The following is a 25,943-nucleotide window of genomic DNA, read 5'->3' on the forward strand; positions in this document are numbered from 1 at the left end:
TAAATTAATACTATTTACTTGGCTTTTTATTAGCCTTTTCCGTTAATGACGTGTCACGCTTAAGCACAGGTTTTAAGTATTGACCAGTGTAACTTTCCTCAACTTGTGCAACCTGTTCCGGAGTTCCAGTAGCAACTATTTTGCCACCACCTTCTCCTCCTTCAGGACCTAGGTCAATTAACCAATCAGCATTTTTAATCACATCAAGATTATGTTCAATTATCAAAACGGTATTTCCTTGATCAACCAATCTTTGCAAGACTTCCAGTAACCGCTTGATATCATCTGTATGCAAGCCAGTTGTCGGTTCATCGAGAATATAGAAATTCTTTCCCGTTGATAACTTTTGCAGTTCAGCAGCAAGCTTCATTCTTTGAGCTTCCCCACCAGAAAGAGTAGTCGCAGACTGACCTAATTTGACATAGCCTAGGCCGACATCTACAATCGTTTGCAATTTTCGGGCAATTTTGGGGATATTCTTAAAAAAGTTGCATGCTTCGCTAATTGTCATATCCAAGACTTGTGCGATATTTTTCTTGCGGTAGGTAACCTCTAAAGTTTCAGAATTATAACGACTGCCATGACATACTTCACAAGGAACATAAACGTCCGGTAAAAAGTTCATTTCTATTTTAATAATGCCATCGCCGTGGCAAGCTTCACAACGGCCGCCTTTAACATTAAAAGAAAAGCGCGCCTTAGTATAACCACGAAGTTTGGCTTCATTTGTTTGGGCAAATAAAGCTCTAATATCATCAAAAACACTGGTATAGGTAGCAGGATTACTGCGAGGAGTGCGGCCGATCGGACTCTGGTCAATATCAATGATCTTTTCAATGTTTTGGTAGCCACTGATGCTCTTGTATTTGCCAGGCTTTGTTTGGTTACGATTTAGTTTTTGCGCTAGAGCCCGTTTTAAAATCATATTAACTAATGTTGATTTGCCAGATCCGGAAACTCCAGTAACCACAATTAATTTGCCTAAAGGAAATTCAACCTTTAAATTTTTGAGATTATTTTCAGCTGCACCGGTAATTGTAATTTTTTTACCATTACCTTTGCGTCTTTTTAACGGAACTGGAACAAACTTTTTACCTGCCATATATTGTCCAGTTAGAGATTTTTCATTCTGTTCAACTTCTTCAGGCGTACCAGCAGCCATGACTTCACCGCCATAAGTCCCAGCACCCGGACCCATATCGATCAGGTAATCGGCTTGTCTCATAGTCTCGTCATCATGTTCAACTACAATTAAGGAATTACCTAAATCACGCATGCGCTTCAAAGCAGCTATCAGCCGGTCATTATCACGCTGATGTAAACCGATTGAAGGCTCATCTAAAACATACATAACACCTGAAAGATTAGAACCAATTTGAGTCGCAAGTCGGATTCTCTGAGCTTCCCCACCAGATAAAGTATTAGCAGAACGTGACAAGGTCAAATAATCTAGGCCCACACTATTTAAGAAGGTGAGCCTGTCACGCACCTCCTTAAGTATTGGCTTAGCAATGACAGATTCCTGCTCGTCAAGTTTGATATTATTGAAAAATTCAAGGGCATGACTGATTGCCAAATCCGATGCCTCAGCGATATCCTTGCCATTAACTTTAACCGCTAATGCTTTACGATTTAATCTTTTGCCATGACAAGTTGAGCAAGTAAGTTCTGTCATATATTTGCCCATAACATCTCGCATAAATTTGGACATCGGATGATAATAGCGCCTTTCGACGTTTTCCATAGCACCCTCAAAAGGTGCTGTAGTATCATTGACCCCAAAATCACCGGTAACATGAAATTTAATTTTTTTAGTTGAGCCGTGTAAAATTGTTTCTTTTTGCTTCTTAGTCAGCTTAGAAAATGGTTTATCAAGCGGAATTTTCAGTGCCGCACATGCCTGTTCAAGCATCTCCCCGTAATACTTGGAATTTTTCCAAGGTGCAATTGCACCTTCAGCCAAGGTTTTGCTTTTATCTGGAACAACTAAATCTTCATCTACTGATAGCTTAACGCCTAAGCCATCACAGTCTGGACAAGCACCAAATGGTGCGTTAAAAGAAAATAGACGCGGTTCCATTTCACCTACAGTAAAACCACATTTAGGACAAGCATAGTACTCTGAAAAATTGATCATATCACCACCGATAACATCAACATTCATATAACCGTCCGATAAACGCAAAGAAGCTTCTACTGAATCAAAAAGTCGCGAGCGAATACCTTCTTTAACAATTAAACGATCGACAACGATATCAATCGAATGACGTTTATTCTTTTCTAAATCGAATTCTTCACCAATCTCATGCATAGTGCCATCGACAATGACACGCACATATCCGGCGCGTTGTACCCGTTTAAAAACTTCTTTATGAGCGCCTCTTTTAGATCTAATTACTGGTGCCAGGATTTGTATACGACTTCGTTCAGGTAAAGCTAAAATACGATTTACCATCTGCTCGACTGACTGGCGCTCAATTAAGGTGCCATCATTTGGACAAACCGGATGCCCAACTCGAGCCCATAATAATCGCAGATAGTCATTGATTTCAGTCACTGTGCCAACTGTTGACCTGGGATTATGTGAGGTAGTTTTCTGATCAATTGAAATCGCAGGATTTAAACCATCAATAGAATCAACATCAGGTTTGTCCATTTGACCCAAAAATTGCCGTGCATAGCTTGATAATGACTGAACATATCTTCTGCGTCCTTCAGCATATAATGTATCAAAAGCTAAAGAACTTTTCCCAGAACCTGACAAACCAGTAATAACGACCAATTTGTCCTTAGGAATTGACAGGTTAATGTCTTTTAAATTATGTTCACGGGCACCCCGAATAACAATCTTATCATTTACCATTTAATGCTTTTCCTTTTTTCTTAATTGGGCTTCTAGTTGAGCTCTCCAATTCCATGATCGCATCCCGTAAAGTAGCGGCTCCTTCAAAGTCAAGTTTCTTAGCAGCCTCCTGCATTTGTTTACGCAAGTCTTTAATCATAGTTCTCTTTTGTTTGGCAGTTAATTCATCAAAATTCAAATCGGCAAAACTGTCAGTTTGAGCGTCTTCATCAGCAACTTTGGTGGCAGAAATAACATCTCTGATTGGTTTAACAATCGTTTTCGGTTTCATGTTATGTTCTTTATTAAACTTGATTTGCAATTGACGTCTTCTCTGCGTTGCTTCAATGGCTTGTCGCATTGAATCAGTAATCGTATCAGCATACATTATTACTGCACCATCAGAATTTCTAGAAGCACGACCCATTGTCTGAACGAGAGGTCTGTAAGAACGCAAGAATCCCTCTTTATCCGCGTCAAGGATTGCAACCAGCGATACTTCCGGTACATCAATACCTTCACGCAGCAAGTTAATACCAATTAGAACGTCATATTTACCGGTTCTCAAGTCACGCAATATCTGCATACGTTCCAACGTTTTAACATCTGAATGCAGATACTGCACTTTAATGCCCAGATCCTTCAAATAATCCGTCAGATCTTCGGCCATTTTTTTCGTTAGAGTAGTAACAAAAACACGTTCATTCTTTTCAATTCGTTTGTTAATTTCGGCAACAAGATCATCAATCTGTCCTTCAACCGGTTTTACTTCAATCTTAGGGTCAAGCAAACCTGTCGGTCTGATAATTTGTTCGACTTTGTGATTTGTTCTCTGCAATTCATAATCACCTGGAGTTGCCGAAACATAAAGAATTTGGTTAACGTGCTTCTCAAATTCAGCGAGTTGCAAAGGTCTGTTATCAAGAGCAGACGGTAAACGAAAACCATAATCGATCAATGTTTTTTTGCGATTACGATCTCCGTTGTACATTGCCCTTATTTCAGGCATTGTAGCATGAGACTCATCAATTAAAATCAAGAAATCATCAGGGAAGAAATCCAGCAAAGTATACGGTGGTTCTCCCTCTTTACGTCCTTCCATATGGCGAGAATAGTTTTCAATACCATTGGTATAACCGACTTCGCCCATCATTTCCATGTCAAAAGTCGTACGTTGCTTGATACGTTCGGCTTCTAGCAATTTACCTTGACCCTCAAACTTTTTCACTTGAATTTTCATTTCTTGTGAAATTGCTTTAAGAGCCCTTCTCATTTGTTCTTCATTAGTCATAAAGTGAGTAGCCGGAAACAGAGATATACTTTCTCTTTCACCAATTACTTCACCAGTTAAGGCATCAACTTCTACAATTCTGTCAATTTCATCGCCAAAAAATTCAATTCGATAAGCATGATTAGAATTACCTGCAGGAAAAACTTCTACAACATCTCCACGAACGCGAAAACGACCACGTTGAAAGTCAATATCATTACGATCATATTGGATATTAACAAAATCACGCAACAGAGTATTTCTATTATATTCTTCGCCTTCATGAACTGTAATCACACTTGCAGCATATTCTTTAGGATCACCTAAACCATAAATGCACGAAACAGAAGCAACGACAATGACATCATTACGTTCCATTAAATCGCTGGTAGCTTGGTGACGCAACTGGTCAATTTCATCATTAATTGCCGAGTCCTTTTCAATATAAGTATCGGATTGAGGCACATAAGCTTCAGGTTGATAATAATCATAGTATGACACAAAATAGTCAACAGCATTGTGAGGAAAAAATTCCTTAAATTCACCATATAATTGGCCAACTAAAGTCTTATTATGAGAAATAACTAAAGTGGGTTTGTTTAATTTTGCAATAATATTGGCCATTGTGAAAGTCTTACCTGTACCAGTAGCACCTTCTAAGATCTGTTCCTTATAGCCTTTTTTAAAACCAGTAGCTAATTTGTCGATAGCTTGTTGCTGATCACCTGCTGGATTAAATTTTGAAACCAGATCAAATTTACGTTCTTCTTGTCGTTTAATCATCGAAAAACCTCTCGTAGAAAAAGTTGGACAAAACAGCCCAACTCTTATTTTGACTTATTATATTTTACACTCTCGAACGTATTTTCGCATCATTTTTGTTTTATTTTAACAGTTTTGCCAATGCTTTTTGATAACTTTCAGCAGCTTCATGTGCAGTAGCAATATCTGGTTTATTTACTCCAACATAAGCTTTAATTACTGGTTCTGTACCTGAGGGCCGCAAAGCCAGCCAAGTTTCATCGGCTAAAAAGTATTTTAATACATTTGATTTAGGTAAGTCTCTCATTGGTTTAGTGCCATCTTCATTAGATTCCTGTTGCTTTAAAAAGTCTTGAATTTTAACGACTGGGATCCCATTTATTTGTTGTAAGTTTTCAGAACGCAATTTCGCCATCAATTCGGCCATTTTCTTTTGTCCACCAATTCCTGGCATTTCTATAGCTTGGGTAATTTCATACGATGTGCCATATTTTTGCCAGATTTCACTCAAACCATCTAAGACTGTCATATTCCTTGAGGCATAATAAGAGGCTACTTCAGCAAACATTAGCGCTCCTTGCATAGCATCCTTATCTCGAGCAAATGGTTTAAAAAGGTAACCATAACTTTCTTCAAATCCCATTAAAAATTTGCCATCATGCATTTTATTCATGCGGTCAATTTCTTCGCCAATAAATTTAAACCCTGTCAAAACTGATTTTGTTTTGATACCAAAATCATCAGCAATTTTAAGTGGCATACTACTCGAAACTATTGAAGTAATCAATTCATAATCACTGATGAGTTGACCATTATTTTTCAAATTAACTAATAAATAGTAAATCATCAACGTAGCGATCTGATTACCTGTTAAAACTTGAAAGCCACCATCTTTTGTTCGCACACAAGCACCCATACGATCTGCATCAGGGTCAGTTGCAATGATTAAATCGGCATTTTTTTCATTTGCCAGCTTAATCCCTGGATCAAAAACATCGCGGTATTCTGGATTTGGCTTTTTAGTAGTGGGAAATTCCGGATCGATGATTGCCTGACTGGGAACGGGTATTACTTTACTAAAACCATTTTGCCTAAAAGCCCGTTCATAAAGTATTTTGCCTGTGCCATGCAAAGGAGTGTAAATAATTGGTAGCCTGTCAGCATTTTGCTCTATAAGTTTAGCATTAACATTTACCGTTTTCAGTTCTGCCAAATATGCCTCATCAATATCTTCTCCAATTAACTGCAAAATTCCCTGAGCTCGCAGTTGAGCTACTGGCGCAGTATTAACAGTAAATATATCAGTTACTCTTTGGGAATAGTTAAAAACGCGCTCAGCATCTTCAGGTCCCATTTGGGCACCATCAGCACCATAAACCTTGTAACCATTATATTGCTTGGCATTATGAGAAGCAGTGATATTAATTCCCGCATAAGAATGCAAATATCGTACTGCAAATGAAAGTTCAGGAGTTGGTCTTAAATCATCAAAAAGATAAACATGGATATTATGAGCTCCTAAAATTTGTGCTGCATGCTCCGCAAACTCGCGAGAGTGATAGCGAGAATCAAAAGAGATCACTACACCCCTTTTTTGAGCTTTGTCACCTTTTTCATCTATCAGACGAGCCAAACCTTCCGTCACTCGACCTATAGTATATAAATTAATACGATTAGTCCCTGGCTCAAGTCTGCCCCGCATTCCAGCAGTTCCAAAGTTAATATCCTGGCCAAATGCATCCGCAATCCATTTAGGATCTTGGCTCAGCTTTGCTAACTGTTCTTGCAAGTAATCAGGCATGTTGTGGGCATTTTGCCATTCTTGAAATGTTTTTTCAGCTTTCATTTAGATAAGGTACCCCTTTTTCTAGCAATAAATTCGGTTTCATAGATTCTATTCTAGCATTTATCATTATTATCATCCGTAAAAATAAAAAAAGAATTCAATTTAAATGAATTCTTTTTTTAATCTTTATATTTAACGATCATTTAAGTCTTGGAGATAATTATAAGCTTCTTGACCAGCAATGCTGCCATCACCAACTGCATTAGCAATCTGACGCAGATCTTTAGCACGCACATCACCTAAAGCAAAAATGCCATCAACTTTAGTTCTCATGTGTTCATCAGTTGGGATCCAGCCCTTCTCGTCAGTTATTCCCAAATCTTTAAATGGAGCTGTTTGAGGAATAACCCCAACATAAATAAAGACACCTCGAGTTTGCAAATGCTTTTCTTCTCCTGTTTCTTTATCTTTGTATGTGACTCCGGTAACCTTTTCGCCATCTCCATCAATAGATTCGGTCAAACCATTCCAAATAAAGTGCATTTTGGAATTAGCGAAAGCACGTTTTTGTAAAGTCGGCTGAGCCCGTAATTGATCACGACGATGGATAACCGTGACTGATTTAGCACTTTGTGCCAAATAAATTCCTTCTTCAATAGCTGAATCACCACCACCTATAACAGCAATGTCTTCGTCCTTAAAAAAGGCAGCATCACAGACTGCACAATAAGAAACACCTTTACCGGAATATTCTTCTTCACCTGGAACTCCTAAATGACGATGATCAGCTCCGGTAGCGATTATTAATGCAGGAGCGCTATATTCACCAGTGTCTGTTTTTACGATTTTCTGGTCTCCGTCTATAGTTACCGTTTGTACATCGCCATACTCAAATTTTGTACCAAATTTCATGATTGAATTATACATTTTTTCACCTAGTTCAGGTCCTTTTATTTCACTGAAACCAGGATAATTATCAATCGCATCGGTATTATTCATTTGCCCGCCATACAAGCCACGATCAAGCATTAGAACTGATAAATTTGCACGAGAAGCATAAAGAGCGGCAGTTAACCCACCTGGTCCTGCTCCTATAATGATCACATCATATTTTTCCGTCATAGTTTTACCCCCAGTACTTTCTTATTTTTCGTAAGTAATGTTACAACGAATTGATCGCTAAAGTCTAATTTCTTGTTTAGGACTCCTGCCCATCATCTTGGTAATTTCATCATCAACGTTGGAATTTTGGTATAAAACTCGATAAATTGCTTCACTGATTGGCATATCAATTTGCTTTTCCTGACATAATTCATGCACAGCTTTTACCGTTGTAGCACCCTCTACAACTTGACCCATATTCTGCAATATGTAGTCAAGACTCTTTCCTTCACCTAATTGTTTACCACAACGCCAATTACGCGAATTAACTGAAGTACAGGTAACAATTAAATCACCTATTCCGGAAAGTCCACTGAAAGTCATTGGATCAGCACCAAAATAATTAACTCCTAAACGCGTAATTTCAGCTAAACCACGAGTCATTAAAGCTGCTTTGGCATCATCACCATAATGTTTTCCTACTAAAATACCAGCTGCAATAGCAATAACATTTTTAACTGCTCCTGCCACTTCAACGCCAATTAAGTCATTGTTAGTATATAAGCGGAAATAATCATTTGAGAATAATTGCTGGACTTTTTGGGCATTTTCCCTGCTTGTTGAGGCACATGAAATTGCAGTTAAATCTTTTTGAGCTACGCTTTCTGCATGACTCGGTCCTGAGATTGCTACAATTTTGTCCTCATCATCTGGATAGATTTCTTCTGTCAATATTTCAGAAATCAATTTTTTAGATCCCGGCTCAATACCCTTAGTCGCTGTCACAATAAGTGGCTTAGCATTAGTCTTTTGTAACACCTTGCTTACATTTTGAGCAACACTGCGAATAGCCTGAGTAGGCAGAACAAATAAAACGATTTCTGCATCCTTTAGTGCTTGATTTAAATCACCCGTTGCAGTAACCGTCTGATTTACCTTCCAATTCTTCATGTAATGTTCATTAGTATGGTGTTGATTAACTTCATCATTAACTTTTTCGTTATTGCCGTACAATACGATTTCATAACCTTTGTCAGCAAGCATAGATCCCAAAACAGTGCCCCATGAACCTGCTCCTAAAACTGCAATTTTTGTCATCTTTAACTCTCTTTCACTTAAAACAATTATTTAATCCCTACTATAAGGATACTTCAAGCCGCTACCGTCAAGATACCATTTCGGTTTAACTACTTTTCTGCGATAAATAAATAATCCTACGACCACAGCAAATAGTATTAAACTAAGCATTTGTGAAACGCGTATCGAACCCATTAAATAAAGGCTGTCAGTCCGCATCCCTTCCACAAAAAAGCGCACCACAGCATACCACGCCAAATAAAGCATGAATATTTCACCTTGTTTGAATAAATGCTTTTTATGTCTCAAAAACAATATTATTAACAAACCAATTAAATTAAAAAAAGATTCGTACAAGAAAGTAGGTTGGTAGTAGATTCCACCGATTTTCATTTGGCTAATGATAAAATTAGGCAAATGCAAGCTTTGTAAAAATGCTAATGTTGTTGGTTCACCATGGGCTTCCTGGTTAATAAAATTACCCCAGCGTCCCAATATCTGAGCTGCCATTACACCTGGGGTAATAACATCCAACATCAAAAATGGGGGTAGCATTCTTTTATAACAAAATACCAAAAGAACTGCCAAACCAGCTAGCAGACCACCATAGATAGCGATGCCGCCATTCCAAATAGCAATTATCTGATCAAGATGCTGGGAATAATAATCCCATTCAAAGATAACATAATAAATTCGTGCGCCAACATATCCAATCGGAACAGCCCATAACAGCAAATCCATGAAGTCATCACTTTCAATTTGCCGTTTGCGTCCCTCAACAATTGCCATTGATACGGCTAAAATAATTGCCACTGCCATGATGACGCCATACCATTTGACACTTAGGTTTCCTAATTTAAATGCTACTGAACTAATGGTCAATGTCATTTATTCTTATCCTTTGCTGAATCTTCTTTAGAATTTTGCTTAATTAACTTCGTTAGGTTATTATCAAAAGTTCTTGTAGCGTTATAACCACTTCTCTTGGCACGGAAATTCATTGTAGCGATTTCGATAATGTCTTCCATGTTGCGACCTACTTTAACTGGGATAGTAATTTGCGGCACTTCAACATTGCAAATATCACGTTTGCTTTCTTCAAAACCTAAACGATCGTAATTTGCCTTATTATCCCAATTAACAAGCTTGATTACTAGTTGAATACTTTCACGGCTTTTGACGGCACCAACACCAAACAAATCCATGACATCAATTATGCCAATGCCGCGAATTTCCATTAAATGCTTCAAAATGGCCGGTGCTTCGCCCATCACCGTTTCAACATCTTTTTGATAGACATCAACCCGATCATCGGCAATTAAACGATGACCACGATGAATCAAACCCAAGGCAGTTTCAGATTTCCCAACACCGGAATCACCAGTCAGTAACACGCCCATACCTTTAACTTCAACTAAGACGCCGTGAATCGTATCACGGACAGCTAGTCGTTCTCTTAAATATTCCGTTAAAATACTAGAAACATAAGTGGTTGATTCAGGTGAAGAAAGGATTGGAATTTGTGCATCATCAGCAGCTTTAACTAATTCAGGGGGTACACGCAGAGAACGTGACACAAAAAAGCACGGCGTATCAGGTGTGCAAAGCTTAGTAAAAACATCGACCAAGCTATCGTGATCTAACCTGGCAGCATAAGAAATTTCTGTTCTACCCAATAACTGAATACGCTGGCGGGGGTAAAAGTCAAAGTAGCCTGTTAACTCCAGTCCTGGTCTGTAAATATCGGATACTATAATTTCTTTATCGTTAATATATTGTTTTCCGTGCACAACGTGGACAATTTTATTATCACGAATTAAATTTTTTAATTTGACCGCATTTGTCATTTTAAAATGCCCCTTTATTACTTGTCGACATCTTTAGTTTTAGCATCACGTACTTTTTTACGCTTTGGTCTGGTTTCATTGTTTTGACTCCAATTATTCCAGTCATATGGACCAGAATCAGAGTGCATGCTCTTATTTTCATCATTCTTAGTAAAGTGGTTGATCAACCATATGATACCAATAATTACTAGAGCCGCGGGCAACAACAGAATAAAAGCATGAAACAAAGCATAAATCACACTTAAAATGACTACAGCAAGTAAAACTAAACCAATAATTCCCCAAAAACTCATCTAATCACCTACTCCGGATTTTCCTGACTTAAAAGCCATTGTAAATATGCATAAACGAATGGTTGCAACTTGCCATCCATTACACCACTTGTATCGGAAGTTTCATAGCCCGTACGCAAATCTTTAACCAAATTATAAGGATGAAAAACATAGGATCTTATTTGTGAGCCCCAACCAATTTCTTTTTGGTCACCTTTAAGTTCCTGCTTATGCTTACGCTTTTTTTCTTCTTCTAAATGAAACAATTTTGCTCGTAATTCATTCATCGCAGTTTCCCTGTTTTGCAGTTGAGAACGCTGTGCCTGAGATGTAGTTACAATTCCTGTTGGCAAATGAGTAATTCTAACCGCACTGGAAGTTTTATTAATATGCTGACCACCAGCACCACTTGAGCGGTAAACGTCAATGCGAAGGTCCTTGGGATTGATGTCGACCTTAATACTGTCATCAATTTCTGGAATAACTTCCACAGAGGCAAAGGATGTATGTCTCCTCTTGGCCGAATCGAAAGGAGAAATTCTGACTAACCTGTGAACACCATTTTCTGACTTCATGAGGCCGTAAGCATTTTTACCTGTAATTTTTGCGCTGACACTTTTAAGACCGGCTTCTTCTCCGGGCTCATAGTTATTAATTTCAAACTTAAAATTTCTAATATCAGCATAGCGCTGATACATTCTAAGTAGCATTTGCCCCCAGTCCATAGCTTCGGTACCACCAGCACCAGGATGGATTTCAATCAGGGCATTATGACTATCGTATTTACCAGCTAAGAGCAAATCTAATTCGTAATCATGAAATTCAGACTGCAACTCTTGTAAATCAGCTTCAACTTCTTTTTGTAAGTCACTGTCTGGTTCCTCCCGCAACAATTCTACTGCTGTTATTTCATTTTCATAATCAGACTTTAATTTGTTAAAAGAATTGCGTTTTTCTTTTAACAAGTTTGTCTCACCAATTAGGCTTTGCGCTTTTTCTTGATCATCCCAAAAAGAGGGGTCCTGCATCTTATTTTCATTAACAATAATATTTTCAGTTATTGAATCTAAGTCAAAGAGACCCCCTAAAGTGGTCTAACCGCTTATTTAAACTATCTAATTTATTTTGAATTTCACTTATTTCCATTTTTTAGCAATAGCTCCCTTATTTTTCAACAAAATTTCAGTAAAAAAGAGAAAGCAGCTGCTTTCTCTTCATCTTAACTATTAACGACTAAGATTTTGTCTGATTTCAGCTTTCATAAATAAACGAGTTACGTCAAACTCAATATTTGAAACCATTTCTTCAAACATGTTGTAACCAGAATCTTGGTATTCAACTAATGGATTAAGTTGACCGTAACCACGTAGACTAATTGATTGCCTTAATTGGTCCATTGCATCTATATGATCAGTCCAGCGATCATCAACTACCCGCAAGATAACGACTTTTTCAAATTCAAGCATTTCGGAAGGATCAGCTAAAATTTCTTCTTTTTCTTCGTAATTGGCTTCAACAAGATCATATAATTTTTGCTTTAAGTCAGATACGGTAATTGTTTTGAAATCAATTGCATCTGTTTCTTCTTCATTGGTTAAGCTTGAAGAAATAAAGTCACGCAGAGAATCAAGACGCCATTTGCTGCGATCACCTTGCGTAAACATATCTACTTGACTATTAATGGTGCGCCTAATCATTGGAATTAAAACATCCTTAAGTGACTTTTCTTCACCAATAACCTGCATCCGTTCACCGTAAATAATTTCACGTTGAATACGCATAACATCATCATATTGCAGAGTTTGCTTACGAGTATCATAGTTATTACCTTCAACCCGCTTTTGAGCTGACTCAACTTGTCTGGTAATCAAACGACTTTCAATTACCTTGTCATCATCATTATCAGATAACCGGTCGAGGAAATCTTTGACTCTATCGCCACCAAAACGTTTCATCAAATCGTCTTCAAGTGAAAGATAAAAACGCGTAACACCAGGGTCACCCTGACGACCGGAACGGCCACGGAGCTGATTATCAATTCTGCGTGATTCATGGCGCTCAGTACCGATAACAGACAGTCCACCTAGTTCTTTGACACCAGGTCCTAGTTTAATGTCAGTACCACGACCAGCCATGTTAGTCGCAATAGTTACGGCACCACGTTGACCAGCATTCATAATGATCTGAGCTTCTTTAGCATGGTTTTTGGCATTTAAAACTGCATGCGGTATTCCTTCTTTGTCCAGTAAATTACTGAGTCGTTCAGAACTTTCAACCGCAACTGTACCAACTAGCACTGGCTGTCCTTTTGCATGACGCTCTTTTATTTCATTAACAACTGCCGCAAACTTCGATGACAAAGTTGGATAAAGAATATCAGGATTATCCTTTCTAATTAACGGGCGGTTAGTTGGAATCGTAATAACCTGCATATTGTAAATTTCACGAAACTCTTCTTCTTCCGTTTTAGCTGTACCAGTCATCCCCGCAAGTTTTTTATACATTCTAAAGAAGTTCTGGTAGGTAATTGTAGCCTGAGTCTTGGATTCTTCTTGAATCTTTACTCCTTCTTTTGCCTCAATAGCTTGGTGCAAACCATCAGAATAGCGCCGTCCCTGCATAACACGACCAGTAAACGAGTCAACAATTAAGACTTCACCATCTTGAACAACATAGTCAATATCTTTAAGCATAATGTAATTTGCTCTCAGAGCCTGATCAATATGGTGTACTAGTTTTTGATTCTCAACATCGTATAAATTTTTAAGTCCAAAATGATCACAAGCTTTCTGAATACCAGTTCTAGTTAAAGAAATAGTCTTGGTAGGCCAGTCAATCTTATAATCACCATAGTCTTTATCATCGTCTGCATCATCATCACTCTTATCCTCTTTAAGGGTTTTGACAAAACGGTCTGCACGAATATAGTCACCATTAGCTTGTTCGGCTTCACCCGAAATAATCAATGGCGTTCTAGCTTCATCAATTAAAATTGAGTCGACCTCATCGATAATAGCATAGTTAAGCTCGCGTTGAACCATTTGTTCCTTGTAAACAACCATGTTATCACGTAAATAGTCAAAACCAAGTTCAGAGTTAGTTGAATAAGTTACATCACAACTATAAGCTTCCCGTTTTTCATCTGGCGACATCGCATTAAGATTAAGACCAACTGTTAAGCCTAGCCATTTATATAGCTGACCCATTTCTTCTGCGTCACGACTGGATAAGTATTCGTTGACAGTAACAACATGAACACCTTTTCCTGTTAGTGCGTTCAAATATACAGGCATGGTTGCAGTCAAAGTCTTACCTTCACCTGTCATCATTTCAGCGATGTTACCATAATGCAGCGCAATTCCACCCAGAACCTGCACATGAAATGGATAAAGGCCTAAAACTCTTTTAGCTCCTTCGCGAGCAACCGCAAAGGCTTCAGGTAAAAGTGAGTCTAAGCTCTCACCATTTTTTATCCGGTCACGAAATTCAGGCGTTTTTGCCTGCAATTCTTCATCAGAAAGTTGGCCATACTCTTCTGCATGACTTTCAACTTTACTGGCAATTTTTTCAAACTTTTTCAGTTCTCTTTTATCGTTATTGTATAGTTTCTTTAAAATGTTTACCATTTAATCGATCCTTATATGTAGTTAAAGTATAAAAACACATGATAATTTTACCATGATTGACGCCAAATGAAAAATAAACAAAACAAAAACCTCACACTAAATGTGAGGCCCTTGTTTGATAATACTGTTCTTATTTTGTTTCAATCAAACCATAACGGCCATCATTTCTACGATAGACAACACTTGTGCCGTTAGTTTCACCGTCTTGGAAAACAAAGAAGTCATGCTCAAGCATATTCATTTGCAAAATAGCTTCTTCAGGACTCATAGGTTTTAAGCCGATTTGCTTATTGCGCACAATAGAAAATTCTTTACTCTCTTTGTCTTTGGTTTCTTCTTCGGCACTTTCAACAAAGAAGTCATTAATGCCTTTTTCACGACTCTTACGGTTCACACGGGTCTTATATTTTCTAATTTGTCTTTCAAGTTTTTCAGAAACAAAATCAATACTGCGATACATGTCGTCAGTAGTTTCTTCAGCTCTCAATACTAAGTATGGCAGTGGTATAGTTACCTCAACTTTAGCCTTGTGATCACGATACACCTTTAAATTAACGTGGGCAATCATATCTTGATTCAAATCGAAATACTTCTCCAATTTTTTCAAGCGCTTTTCAACATAACTTCTTAAAGCATCAGTTACCTCAATATTTTCACCACGGACATTATACTTTAACATATGAGATTCTCCTTTCAACTGCTTTTGCAGTCTTATGTTACCTATATTATAGCAAAATTATAACAAAACATGAAAGCGCTGAACAATTTAGTTTTATCTGCATAAGGTAAAACTACTAATTTTTGCATTAGGGAAAACTTCTGCCAGTGCATCCCGTGCATGATAAAGCGTTCTGCCCGTAGTATAAATATCATCTAATAAAAGTATCTTGCATTTCTGAAAGTTAATCGTAAAGTTTTTCTTAACAAAAAAACTTTGCTCACTTCTCAATCTTTCCGCGCGATTTTTTTCTCCTTGTGCTCCTAGTCCTGCCTTCTTACCCAATACATGGGTTAATGAAACAAGATTACCATAAATTGAACTAATAGTATCAAATTGCCTTTGTGCAAGATGCTCTGGAGAAGTGGGCACAGGAACATAGAGATCGGCTTTAAATTTAGTTAGCTTTTCCCGACATAATTCCTGTAGTACTTTGTGCAAAGCATAATCACCATACCGCTTATAATTAACCATTAGATCATGAAAAGCCCTATTATATAAATATACAGAATGATTTTTTAATAATTTTTGTCCATATATTTTCTGCCAATTAATGCAATCTGAACAAAATTTATCTTGGCTCAATTTGCCAAAACAAATTGGACAGTGTTTATCAGGTATTCTCATATATTTACTTTGACAATTAGAACAGATGCATTGGGCCTCCTGTTTGTTCCAAGAGAATAATTCTACAAATGACACTTTAGCAACAAAAAGCTGACCACACAGTATGCATTTTTTCATTTGTTCATCTCACGAATTTGTTTCATCGCATCACGAATACTTTTAGTGTATTTATGATAACAAAATAAAATCAAACCACTGGGATCAGTTTTAGCTCGACCCACTTTGCCAGCTATTTGTACTAGGTTCGATGCAGAATAAATTTTATCATCCGCTTGAACAACAATTACCCAGACATGGTTAAAAGTAACGCCTCGTTCTAATATTGTAGTTGTCACTAACAGCTGAATTTTTCCCGCCCGAAACTTTTCAACCTTTTCAATTCTATTAGTATCATTTGCATGAACTCCAGAAATCCTAATCTGACTAAATTTCGGCTCTTTTTTCAAGGCATCAATATAAATATTTATTTGGTCAATCCGAGGTACAAAAAGCAGTAATGGGTGGCCTGCTTCTATAACTTTCACAATTTCTTTAATGAGTCTGACATTAATTTTGTTTTGGCTCAGAAAGGGACGGAGAAACAATTTTTCTTTTGGTACAGGTAAAAGATTTCCATGGAACCTTCTTTTCAACTTTAGTTTTCGCAATTTACCTTTTTCTACAGATACCAATAAATCTTTAGTAGGCGTTGCGGTTAAGTAAACGCGTTGACCGCCATCATTAACCGCATTCTTTGCTGCAAAATGTAATTCTGAATTATGGACATAGGGAAAAGAATCAGCTTCATCAATCACAAGTAAATCAAAAGCATGAAAAAATTTTAATAATTGGTGTGTTGTACAAATAGTTAATTGCTCCAGTCCTGGCTCTTGATACTCACGCCCATGATATTTACCGATCTTAATTTCACTAAAAGCTTTTTGAAAACGCGGATATAATTCGTTTACCACATCAATTCTTGGCGTGGCTATACAACATCTTTTTCCTTCTGCCAAACAATGTGCTATTAAAGGAAATAACATTTCTGTTTTACCTGCACCGGTTACAGCATGAACTAGTGAATCGCGACCATCAACATAATTTTCAGTTAATTTACGTGCAATTTCAGCCTGTAGTGAGGTTAGTTTACCCTCCCAGGTTAATCCACCATTTGCTTTGATCGAGAAATTTATTTCTTGTTCATTGCGAACTAAATAATCGCCTTCCACAATTCTTCCGAGACCAATGCAAGCTCTGCAATATTTTTTGCCACTTGGCAATTGGGCATAAACATTAGCATTGCAGCGCAAGCAACGACCATTTTTAATTGCCTCGACTTTGGTTAAACCATCCTTTGTGCTAAAATCCATTTGACTACTAAGCCATTGGCGGCCTGCAAGATTTGAAATACTTTCCATTTTGTCCTCCAATGATAAATACGCAAGAAGGGCTGATTTTTTTGAATGAAAAAGAAAATTATTTGACCATTAAAGAAAATGGCAATCACGAATTAACGATTAAAAAAAGTCGCTTTATTACGACTTTAATACGGACCTCAACTATTGAAGAAGCTGAAAAGGCAATTGCCACTGTTTCTAGCAAATACCGTGATGCCACTCATAATACGTTTGCTTACACCATTGGTTTAAACGATGAGCATGTTAAAGCCAGCGACAACGGTGAACCTTCTGGTACTGCGGGAGTACCAGAATTAAAAGCCTTGCAGTTAATGAAGCTTAAAAATGTCACTGCAGTAGTTACACGCTATTTTGGCGGAATAAAACTGGGAGCTGGAGGATTGATCCGTGCATATTCTAATAGTGTGACTAAGGCAGCCGAAGCCTTGGGTGTAGTTAAACGCGTTCGGCAACAAGGTGTTAAATTCGAAGTCGATTATAATAAATTCGATGAGGTCCAGCATTATCTTAAACAACAAAAAATTTTTATTGCCAATATTGACTATGGCGTCAGCGTGACAATTTCAATTTACATTGATGAAGACAAATTAAAGGAATTAGAAAATGATCTCACCAATATTTTGTCTGGCAAAGTACAGTTTATTTTTCTTCCCAAAAGATATAACGAAGTCGTTGTCACTCAACATAACTATCATGATCAGTAAAAACATAATTCAATAACTATACAAAAGAAGAAGACAATCCACATTTAAGTAATTTGTCTTCTTTTTTCTTGTTAATTTCGGCAATAGTCAAATTGACCTTTAAACTAGTATCTTTTGTCAGTATCTGCCAAGCTTAATCTTTCTTTTTCTTTTTTAATTGTTCAGGTTTGTCCTGCCCAAGGTGCCAAACTTCCACCGTGGGATCTTTTTTACTGCGAGAATTAATTAATTTTTGGGTCAAATTCATCAGCGGTTTATATTTTTCTCCTAAAAGACCAATGGATTCCACAAAAAACTCTAAGGCAACTGCCAGACCTGCAATTAAAACCCACATTCCCCACATTGGTGATAACAAAAACAAGAGAGAAATGAATGAAAAAATAAGTGACAAAGCATAAATCGTTAAAACAGTTTGTCTGTGGGTCAAACCCATTTTCATCAGTTGGTGATGCAAATGATGCTTATCGGCTTGTGAAACGGGACGGTTATTTAGTTTGCGCCGAATCATGGCATAAATTGTATCCGTAATTGGAACACCTAAAATAGTCACTGGCACTAACAGAGAAATAAAAGTCACATTTTTTAAACCTTTAAGTGAAAATACCGCAATCATAAAGCCGATGTATAACGCCCCTGTATCACCCAAAAATATTTTGGCGGGATGGAAATTATATGGTAAAAATCCTAAAAGACATGCAGCAAGCATGAAACAGCCAATTGGAATGTAAAGTTGACCAGTATGCAGAAAGAAGTAACCAACAATTCCCATCGTTATCAATGAAATCATTGAAACCCCATCGGCCAAGCCATCAAGACCATCAATTAAATCAACTGCGTTAGTTAAGGCCAAAATCCAAAAAATAGTAATTGGTAAACTCCACCAACCTAAATGTATTTGTTTATTGAGAAAGGGCAAATTTAAGACGTTCATCCTGATGCCGGCAAGAAAATAAATTACCAGAGCGCCAATAAAAATACCCAACATTTTTTGCCTTGGTTTTAGCTCCATAATATCGTCAATTATGCCTGTCAAGACAATCACACTGGATCCTAAAAGTATGCTAAAAGCCTCATGCGTTGGGAATTGCTCCCGCAATAAAACAAAAGCACCAATATTAAAGGTCACAAAAATACCCAATCCGCCTAAAGTTGGCATTGGCTTCTTATTTACCCTTCTTTTATTTGGAATGTCGACTGCACCTAATACAAAAGCCAATCTCCTAATAAAAGGCGTGATCGCAGCTTGTATAATCACTAAAAAGAATAATTCAACAATAATTTTAAACATAGTCGGCTACTTTCATTTATAGTTGTCTTAATTATACAAGGTGGAATAAAAATGCACAAATTAGGTTAATTGAATACAAGTATTTTTTAACAAAAAACTGTTATTTATAATTAAAAAGAACTGGGTTCAAATGAATCCAGTTCTGATTAATCTGTAAGATATAAAAACTAACTTTGAGAGACAGCTGAACTCGTATCAGCCTCTACTTTGACATTAGTTGCCGCGCTTTCTCCAGCTATTTTTCCAAAAACAACTGCATTAGTAATGCCCATTCCGCAACCAGGGTAAGTCATTCCGCGCCAGCCACCTGTAGTACCTCCTGCAGCATAAAGATTGTTTATCTTGTGATCAAAATTGTCCAAAACTTCTGCTTTGGTGTTAATAGCTAGTCCACCTGCCATGTCTGGTGTTGATGGAGCAAGTTTAGCAGCATAAAATGGCGCTTTAAAAGCTGTTAAATCTTTTTGACGATCAAATTCTGTGTCTTCACCTTTAGTGACATCATTATTCCACTTTTTAATTGTTTGCTCTAATACCTCTGGATTTAGGTTAATCTGCTGGGCTAATTCTTGTATCGTATCAGCTTTCTTAAAGTAGCCATCTTCTACCTCACGTTTTAAATGTGGTGACGGAGCTGGTGCTGAAAAAGCAGCTGGCATTTCATTTGCCATGCCTTCATCAAAAATTAACCAAACGTAACCTTGATCAAGACTTGCAATTTTTTTAGAGGCATATTCAAAATACATATCTTCCCTAAAGTGTCTTCTAGCATCTGTGCCTACCCAAATATAAGGCTTTGTCCAGGCAGTACACAGAGGACCGATACATACATTATCGCCGGATTGAGTACCAATTGAGTTTGCTATTGGCATCCACATATCTTTTAACTTGGCGCCAATTTCAGCACCCATAGTGATACCATCACCCATTTGTCTGATTGAACCATACGATTCTCCAACAGCAAAATCAGGCGCAAAACTCTTAAGCATTTCTTTATTACGAGAAAAGCCTGCTGTAGCAATAACAACACTTTGAGCTTTGTAGTTACCCTTATTAGTATGTACACCAACTACATTATTATTCTCGTCAGTTATTAGGTTCTCAGCTGTAATATTAAAAATAAATTTTGTGCCAACTTCTTTCGCCTTATTGTAAAGCGGCTTTGACAAACCATAGCCACTTTTTTCGACAGTTAAATGAGATCTAGCTGCTGGAGTCGCATAGTCTTTCATTGCTTCTTCATTGCCAATTTCTTGGACTTCTTGAAAATTGACACCAACTTCACCAGCCAGCCATTCATAATCTTCTGCGCCATGTTCAACAATTGTTTCTCTCATGCCCGCATCTTCATAGCCTTGACCAACTGCTTTTAAATAATTATTCCAGTTTTCCTTGGTATCAGCTATTCCTTGGGCTTTTTGCAAACTAGTGCCCCCACCAGCGTTGTAATAACCGCCAGACAGAGTCATGTCGGACAGCATATAACTTGAAGTATATTCCAAGCAAATTACTGCAGCACCTTTTTGCCTGGCAGCAATAGAAGCTGAAAGACCAGCAGCTCCCGCTCCGATTACCAAAATATCTGTTTGATCTTCAAATTGCAAATCATCTGGATTAACGTTACGGTTGTCCTTACCATTAACCTTTTTTGCAGTATTTCTCAAATCAACCTTTTTATCAAGACCACTGGGATCGCCAGCCTTTGAAACAGCGTCTTTAACTGCTTTTTGGACAGCTTGAAAACTAATAGTTGCACCAGTGACTGCATCAATATTATATGACTGATGCTCAACAATTAGCTTTGGTGCTTTTTTTAAAGCAGCAGTGCTTATACCAGAAGTTTCATCCTGTTGATCAATTGTTACATCCGTAATTTTATTGTCTTTGACTGTTACCGAAACCTTAACTTCACCGCGATTACCAGAACCTTGTCCCTGATAAACGCCATCTTTTAAATTTGCCATTTTTTATCCTTTCGTTAAAATCTAAGCCTGCTTCAACGCAGATTCAACTGCTTCTTTAAATGCACGACTTGATACAGAAGCTCCTGAAACAGCATCTACGTTAGTTGTTTTCTGAGCTAGCATTTCTGTCTTCATTTTCTTAATTGCTTTTTCACCATAGTCAGGTGATTCGCTTTCTTTTAAAACTTCAATATTGCTGGGACGCTTATCGCTGTCAACTGTTACTCGCACTATAATTTCGTTGCCCATACCACTTGAAGATTTACCTATGTATTGATTTTCAGCAGTTGAATAGCTTTCTTCTTTAACATCTGATTCTGGAAATGCAGCATCAGCATTATTTTCACTAACACTAGCACCTGAAACAACTTGCTCATCTTTAATTTTGGCAGCATTTTCACCAGCTATCTTACCAAATATTAAGCAGTCAGCCATGTCGCCACCGCCATTATATTGATTTGCTCCTATATGACCCAGTTCACCAGCGGCATATAAGTGTGGCAAAACTTTCTGATCTGTATCTATGACTTCAGCATTTTTATTTCGACGTGGGCCACCCTGGGTGTTTAACATGGTGTGCTGTTGAGCTAACGAATAAAATGGACCTGTAAGTGAAATTTTGGTCATTGACTCTGGCTTGCGGCCACATTGGTAATCAACTCCGCGATCAACGAAGAAATTATATGTGTTCAAAGTATTTTCTAAAACTGCCGGATCAACTTTTATTTCTTTAGCTAAGTCAGCGATAGTTTCTGACTTAACTACTTTAGTTAAAGCTTCCTTTTGAAATTCATCATTCTCAGCTGAGAATAGTTCATCATATTTCTTCTGGTCAAAAATCATATGAGGATGCACTTGGGCTAAAGGAATTCTCCAAATACCATGATTATAGCGATGACCATGACGGGTTGGATCGTCTTCTGCTACATAACGCGTACCATCATCGCCAACTGTGATCAGTGAACCGGCAAATAATGCTTTCCAGGCCATAATATTATGAGCTCTTTGACCTTTAGGAGCAGCTAAATTAACAGTTCCACCAGGTTCATAATTATTCATATGCCATAAATCCGCACCAACTTCTATAGCCATTTTGATGCCATCACCATTGTTATAAAGCGTTCCGTATGGCAGTAAATTAGTTTCACCTAAATAGTCCTGCACCATTTGTTCGTTATTTTCAAATCCACCTAGCGCTAAAACTACACCGTTTTTTGCTTGCACGTTGAACAATTTGCCTTTATTTTCAATCTGTACACCGATAATTGTCTTATCAGGATCCTGGATTAAATGCTTTGCTGGTGTTGAATAAAGTACATCAATCTGATCGCTGCGGTCTAAAACGTTTTGGCGCAGCTTTTTCCAAAGAGCTGCATCGAATATCTGATCATGCACCAGCAGGTCGTCATTGGTATCTGCCCCTTCAAATTCAGGATATTCTGCACTCATATATGCCAACATAGCAACATTTTTGTTACCTGAATTATTTTTTACGCTAAATGCTTTACCACCGAGATATTTTTCAAAGTAATCCGGTAAATTAACCATCCCTTTTACAAAAGTTTCAAGCACCTGCTCATCTAAATCAAGTGGAGCAGTCATTTTTTGATAATACTTTTTGAGCTTGTCATAATCATAACCTGCTTCAACAATCTGACCACAGTATCTGGTATTACCACCTTCATGTCCTTCTGGCGCACTGTCAACTAGAAGAACTTTTGCTCCTTTATCTGCGGCAAAACGCGCTGCTGTAGCACCTGCTCCGCCAAAACCGATTACCACGACGTCATAAGTTGCATTCCATGATTCGTTATCTTTTAAAAACATTTTTTCTCCCAAATTTAATTGCATTAATGCTATTAGATTGTAAAATTTTTTGCAGTCGGTACTCTCTGATTGTTACCCCGGACCACTTCTTAAAAGCCTTATAAAATGAGGCAACACTGTTAAAACCAACTAAAAAACTTACTTCAGCAGTATTTAAAGTTTTATCTTGAAGCAGATTTTGTGCCAAAATTTTTTGCACAATACTGAGTTGCTTTTTAAATGTAGTGCCCTCATTTTGCAGCCATCTTTGCAAGGTCCGTGAAGAAATACCCAGTTTATTTGCTACATCTTTTAGCTGAAAATTACCCCCAGCAATCAGCTTAAAAAGAGTATTTTGCACAACGGCTGAAATTGGAGGATTAATATTTAATTTTTTAATGTACTTTTTCAAACCGGGTTCAATAAAGTTCCACATTACATCATTCTTAGTTATAAAAGGTTGTTCTAAATCACACTTTCTAAACACCAAATAATTGTCTAAACTATTTTGACCTTTAATGCCTAAATAACTATTAATTTTTGATCCATATTTGTATTTACTACCAATAGACACAGGTATAATAGTTTTATTTGTTCCTGCTCTAATCAAACTAACCAGAGAAATTTGATCAACCAGTAGACTAAATCGTGAGTATTTACGATATTGATCTAAATATCTAATATGGATTCTTAAATTTTCACCTTCTTTAAATCTTCCCATTTCGATTGGTCCTATAAGCTGCTGGTAAGTTGCCAAACGGGAAATTGCTTGTATTCCGTTTATGCTTGATAATGCAGCAAAATATGGAGGAACAAACTGGTAAAAATTTCGGACATCGCTGCAAGCCAGCAACTGCTCATCACTTGCTTTTCTATCAAGCACCTCAAATACATGCGAATTCTTAATCCACTTGGCATTGAGATATTTGTCCATAACGCTGGAATCAAGTAACCCCGAAATAGAATCAAATGGATATCCTAGCTCTTGCAAAAAATCTTTCAGCTCAATTGTTATTTTTTGATTCACAGCAGTTTCCTCCATTCAATTTCAATTGTATACCCTTTCATTTTAGCAAAATATGTCTCTTTACGATAATATATGTCAAAATACGCCACTTTTTAGTCATATTTATAAAAAAGAAATAAACAAAAAAGGCTGAATTTTTAAAATTCAACCTTATACTTTATTTTGCAATTGTTACAGCACGCTTTTCACGAATAACTGTTATTTTAATATTACCCGGGTAATCAAGTTCTTTTTCAATTTGGTTACGAATGTCTCGTGCCAATACTGTAATCCGATCATCTGAAATCTTATCAGGCTCAACCATTACGCGGACTTCACGTCCAGCCTGAATAGCATATGCCTGCTTAACCCCCTCATACCTGTTAGCTATTTCTTCCAGGTCAGTAAGTCTTCTAATGTAGTTTTCCAAACTCTCGCTTCTAGCACCAGGTCTTGCAGAAGAAATTGTATCCGCTGCAACTACCAGTTCAGCAATAAATGATAGCTTTGGCACATCCCCATGGTGTGCTGCAATTGCATTAACAACCACATCCGGCTCATGATATTTCCTGGTCAATTCCACGCCTATTTCAACGTGTGAACCTTCAATATCATGGTCGACTGCTTTTCCAATATCGTGTAATAATCCCGCGCGAACCGCTAATTTTTCATTTAATCCAAGCTCCGCAGCCATTGTTCCAGCTAGTTTTGCAACTTCAATCGAATGACCCAAAACGTTTTGACCGTATGATGTCCGGTACTTGAGTCTACCCAATATTTTGACCAACTCTGGATTCATTTTGTGAATTCCCAGTTCCATTAGAGCGCTTTCGCCAGCTTCGTAAATATCATCATTAACTTCTTTACGAGCTTTATCAACTGTCTCTTCGATTCTAGCTGGGTGAATTCTTCCGTCTTTAATTAAACGTTCCATTGCCCTTTTCGCAATTTCACGTCTAATGGCATCAAAACCACTTAGTGTCACAACTTTAGGAGTATCATCAATAATTAGATCCACTCCCGTTAGCGCTTCAAAAGATCTGATATTGCGCCCTTCACGACCGATAATTCGGCCTTTCATTTCCTCATTAGGCAAATCAACTACTGATACCGTAGTTTCGGCTACCGTATCAGCAGAACTGCTTTGGATAGCATCAATAATTATTTTACGTGCATAATGGTCAGCTTTAGCTTTCACTTCTTGATTGCTATTACTAATCATTTCTGCTCGTTCTTTAACTAATTGGTCTGACAATTGATTTAAAACAAGTTTTTGTGCCTGCTCCTTGTCCAAGTGAGCAACTTCATATAGCTTTTGTGTAGTCTGTTCGACTAATTCATCTGCCTTTTGCAACTTAGTGGTTAATTCAGTTTGCTTATTTTCTAGCTGTTGGTCTTTTTTAGATAAATCATCCTCTTTTTCTTTTAGCAAAGAGTTTTTATGATCAAGAGTATCCTCTCGTTGCGTTAAGCGATTTTGATCACGTGCTATTGTATCACGTTTGTCGTTTAATTCATCTTCAACTTTTTGTCGATAATCTTGAATTTGTTCTTGAGCTTCAAGAATTTTTTCTTTTTTGGTGTTTTGCGCACTTTGTTTGATAGCGTCAGCTGCCTGCTTTTGTGCATTGACTTCTGCCTTAGCAGCATCGACTCGTGCTTTTGCTTCGGTTAAAATATGATCGGCATCGTTTTGAGCATTTTGGGCTTTCTTTTCCCAAATGTTTTTACGTATAGCGTATCCTACAACTATGCCTACTATAATTGAAATAATAGCAATCGCGACGGGAATCAAAAATTTACTCATCATGATTTCTATCGCCTTTTTTTATTTTTTTAGATTATTCACA

Annotated in this window: 19 protein-coding genes; 1 reads left to right on the plus strand and 18 read right to left on the minus strand. The window is 37.4% G+C overall.

Translation table 11 applies throughout. The features are described 5' to 3' along the window. Nucleotides 1-10: 10 nt before the first annotated feature. From uvrA to ERK18_RS04260, 13 genes are all read right to left on the minus strand, one after another. Nucleotides 11-2,863: an excinuclease ABC subunit UvrA gene (gene uvrA, locus ERK18_RS04200; RefSeq protein ID WP_187154442.1), complete on the minus strand. Its 2,853-nt coding sequence runs from the start codon at nt 2,861-2,863 to the stop codon at nt 11-13. After that, entirely contained in the window at nt 2,853-4,895 is a 2,043-nt protein-coding gene (gene uvrB / locus ERK18_RS04205; RefSeq protein ID WP_187154443.1) for an excinuclease ABC subunit UvrB, read from the minus strand. The genes uvrA and uvrB overlap by 11 nt, the downstream gene beginning before the upstream one ends. A 100-nt stretch (nt 4,896-4,995) precedes the next feature. After that, nucleotides 4,996-6,720, minus strand: coding sequence for a phospho-sugar mutase (locus ERK18_RS04210; protein ID WP_187154444.1), 1,725 nt, complete (start codon nt 6,718-6,720; stop codon nt 4,996-4,998). Nucleotides 6,721-6,852: 132 nt separating this feature from the next. Continuing rightward, complete coding sequence (trxB, locus tag ERK18_RS04215; protein WP_109586079.1) at nt 6,853-7,782, minus strand: thioredoxin-disulfide reductase; 930 nt, start codon at nt 7,780-7,782, stop codon at nt 6,853-6,855. A 57-nt stretch (nt 7,783-7,839) separates the two neighbouring features. After that, nucleotides 7,840-8,859 carry an NAD(P)H-dependent glycerol-3-phosphate dehydrogenase gene (locus ERK18_RS04220; RefSeq protein ID WP_187154445.1) on the minus strand — a complete coding sequence of 340 codons (1,020 nt, stop codon included), beginning with the start codon at nt 8,857-8,859 and terminating at the stop codon, nt 7,840-7,842. 30 nt (nt 8,860-8,889) lie between these two features. Then, the gene (lgt, locus tag ERK18_RS04225; protein WP_187154446.1) at nt 8,890-9,726 is read right to left on the minus strand and encodes a prolipoprotein diacylglyceryl transferase; all 837 of its coding nucleotides are present in this window, start codon (nt 9,724-9,726) and stop codon (nt 8,890-8,892) included. Beyond that, nucleotides 9,723-10,685: an HPr(Ser) kinase/phosphatase gene (gene hprK / locus ERK18_RS04230; protein WP_187154447.1), complete on the minus strand. Its 963-nt coding sequence runs from the start codon at nt 10,683-10,685 to the stop codon at nt 9,723-9,725. Before hprK ends, lgt begins: the two co-directional genes overlap by 4 nt. Nucleotides 10,686-10,702: 17 nt before the next feature. Continuing rightward, a complete protein-coding gene (locus ERK18_RS04235) occupies nt 10,703-10,978 on the minus strand; it encodes a hypothetical protein (protein ID WP_187154448.1) in 276 nt (91 codons plus the stop codon). Nucleotides 10,979-10,986: 8 nt separating this feature from the next. Next, nucleotides 10,987-12,103 (minus strand): peptide chain release factor 2 gene (prfB, locus tag ERK18_RS04240; RefSeq protein ID WP_187154449.1). Its coding sequence is split into 2 segments (ribosomal slippage): nt 10,987-12,030 and nt 12,032-12,103, totalling 1,116 coding nucleotides; the frame shifts between segments, so codons are not numbered across the junction. 80 nt (nt 12,104-12,183) lie between these two features. Further along, nucleotides 12,184-14,583: a preprotein translocase subunit SecA gene (gene secA / locus ERK18_RS04245; RefSeq protein WP_187154450.1), complete on the minus strand. Its 2,400-nt coding sequence runs from the start codon at nt 14,581-14,583 to the stop codon at nt 12,184-12,186. A 130-nt stretch (nt 14,584-14,713) separates the two neighbouring features. Continuing rightward, entirely contained in the window at nt 14,714-15,262 is a 549-nt protein-coding gene (hpf, locus tag ERK18_RS04250) for a ribosome hibernation-promoting factor, HPF/YfiA family (RefSeq protein ID WP_046331867.1), read from the minus strand. A 93-nt stretch (nt 15,263-15,355) separates the two neighbouring features. After that, nucleotides 15,356-16,045 carry a ComF family protein gene (locus tag ERK18_RS04255; RefSeq protein WP_187154451.1) on the minus strand — a complete coding sequence of 230 codons (690 nt, stop codon included), beginning with the start codon at nt 16,043-16,045 and terminating at the stop codon, nt 15,356-15,358. Then, nucleotides 16,042-17,325, minus strand: coding sequence for a DEAD/DEAH box helicase (locus tag ERK18_RS04260; protein ID WP_187154452.1), 1,284 nt, complete (start codon nt 17,323-17,325; stop codon nt 16,042-16,044). Before ERK18_RS04260 ends, ERK18_RS04255 begins: the two co-directional genes overlap by 4 nt. 41 nt (nt 17,326-17,366) lie before the next feature. Between ERK18_RS04260 and ERK18_RS04265 the strand changes: the two genes are divergently transcribed. Next, nucleotides 17,367-18,029, plus strand: a complete 663-nt coding sequence (locus ERK18_RS04265) for a YigZ family protein (RefSeq protein ID WP_187154453.1) — start codon at nt 17,367-17,369, stop codon at nt 18,027-18,029. Nucleotides 18,030-18,162: 133 nt separating this feature from the next. On the opposite strand, the gene ERK18_RS04270 is transcribed toward ERK18_RS04265, so the two are convergent. The 5 genes from ERK18_RS04270 to rny all read right to left on the minus strand — a co-directional run bounded on the left by ERK18_RS04270 (nt 18,163) and on the right by rny (nt 25,900). Next, nucleotides 18,163-19,317: a glycosyltransferase family 4 protein gene (locus ERK18_RS04270; RefSeq protein WP_187154454.1), complete on the minus strand. Its 1,155-nt coding sequence runs from the start codon at nt 19,315-19,317 to the stop codon at nt 18,163-18,165. A gap of 167 nt (nt 19,318-19,484) precedes the next feature. Continuing rightward, a complete protein-coding gene (locus ERK18_RS04275; protein ID WP_187154455.1) occupies nt 19,485-21,281 on the minus strand; it encodes an FAD-binding protein in 1,797 nt (598 codons plus the stop codon). A 21-nt stretch (nt 21,282-21,302) separates the two neighbouring features. Beyond that, on the minus strand, nt 21,303-23,108 hold the full coding sequence (locus ERK18_RS04280) for an FAD-dependent oxidoreductase (RefSeq protein WP_187154456.1): 1,806 nt from the start codon (nt 23,106-23,108) through the stop codon (nt 21,303-21,305). Then, nucleotides 23,092-24,114 (minus strand): helix-turn-helix domain-containing protein, encoded by a 1,023-nt coding sequence (locus ERK18_RS09580; RefSeq protein WP_187154457.1) that lies wholly within the window; start codon nt 24,112-24,114, stop codon nt 23,092-23,094. Before ERK18_RS09580 ends, ERK18_RS04280 begins: the two co-directional genes overlap by 17 nt. 157 nt (nt 24,115-24,271) lie before the next feature. Beyond that, nucleotides 24,272-25,900, minus strand: coding sequence for a ribonuclease Y (rny, locus tag ERK18_RS04290; RefSeq protein ID WP_390885858.1), 1,629 nt, complete (start codon nt 25,898-25,900; stop codon nt 24,272-24,274). Nucleotides 25,901-25,943 lie beyond the last annotated feature (43 nt).

Source organism: Lactobacillus kimbladii (genome assembly GCF_014323605.1).
Classification (GTDB): Bacteria; Bacillota; Bacilli; order Lactobacillales; family Lactobacillaceae; genus Lactobacillus; species Lactobacillus kimbladii_B.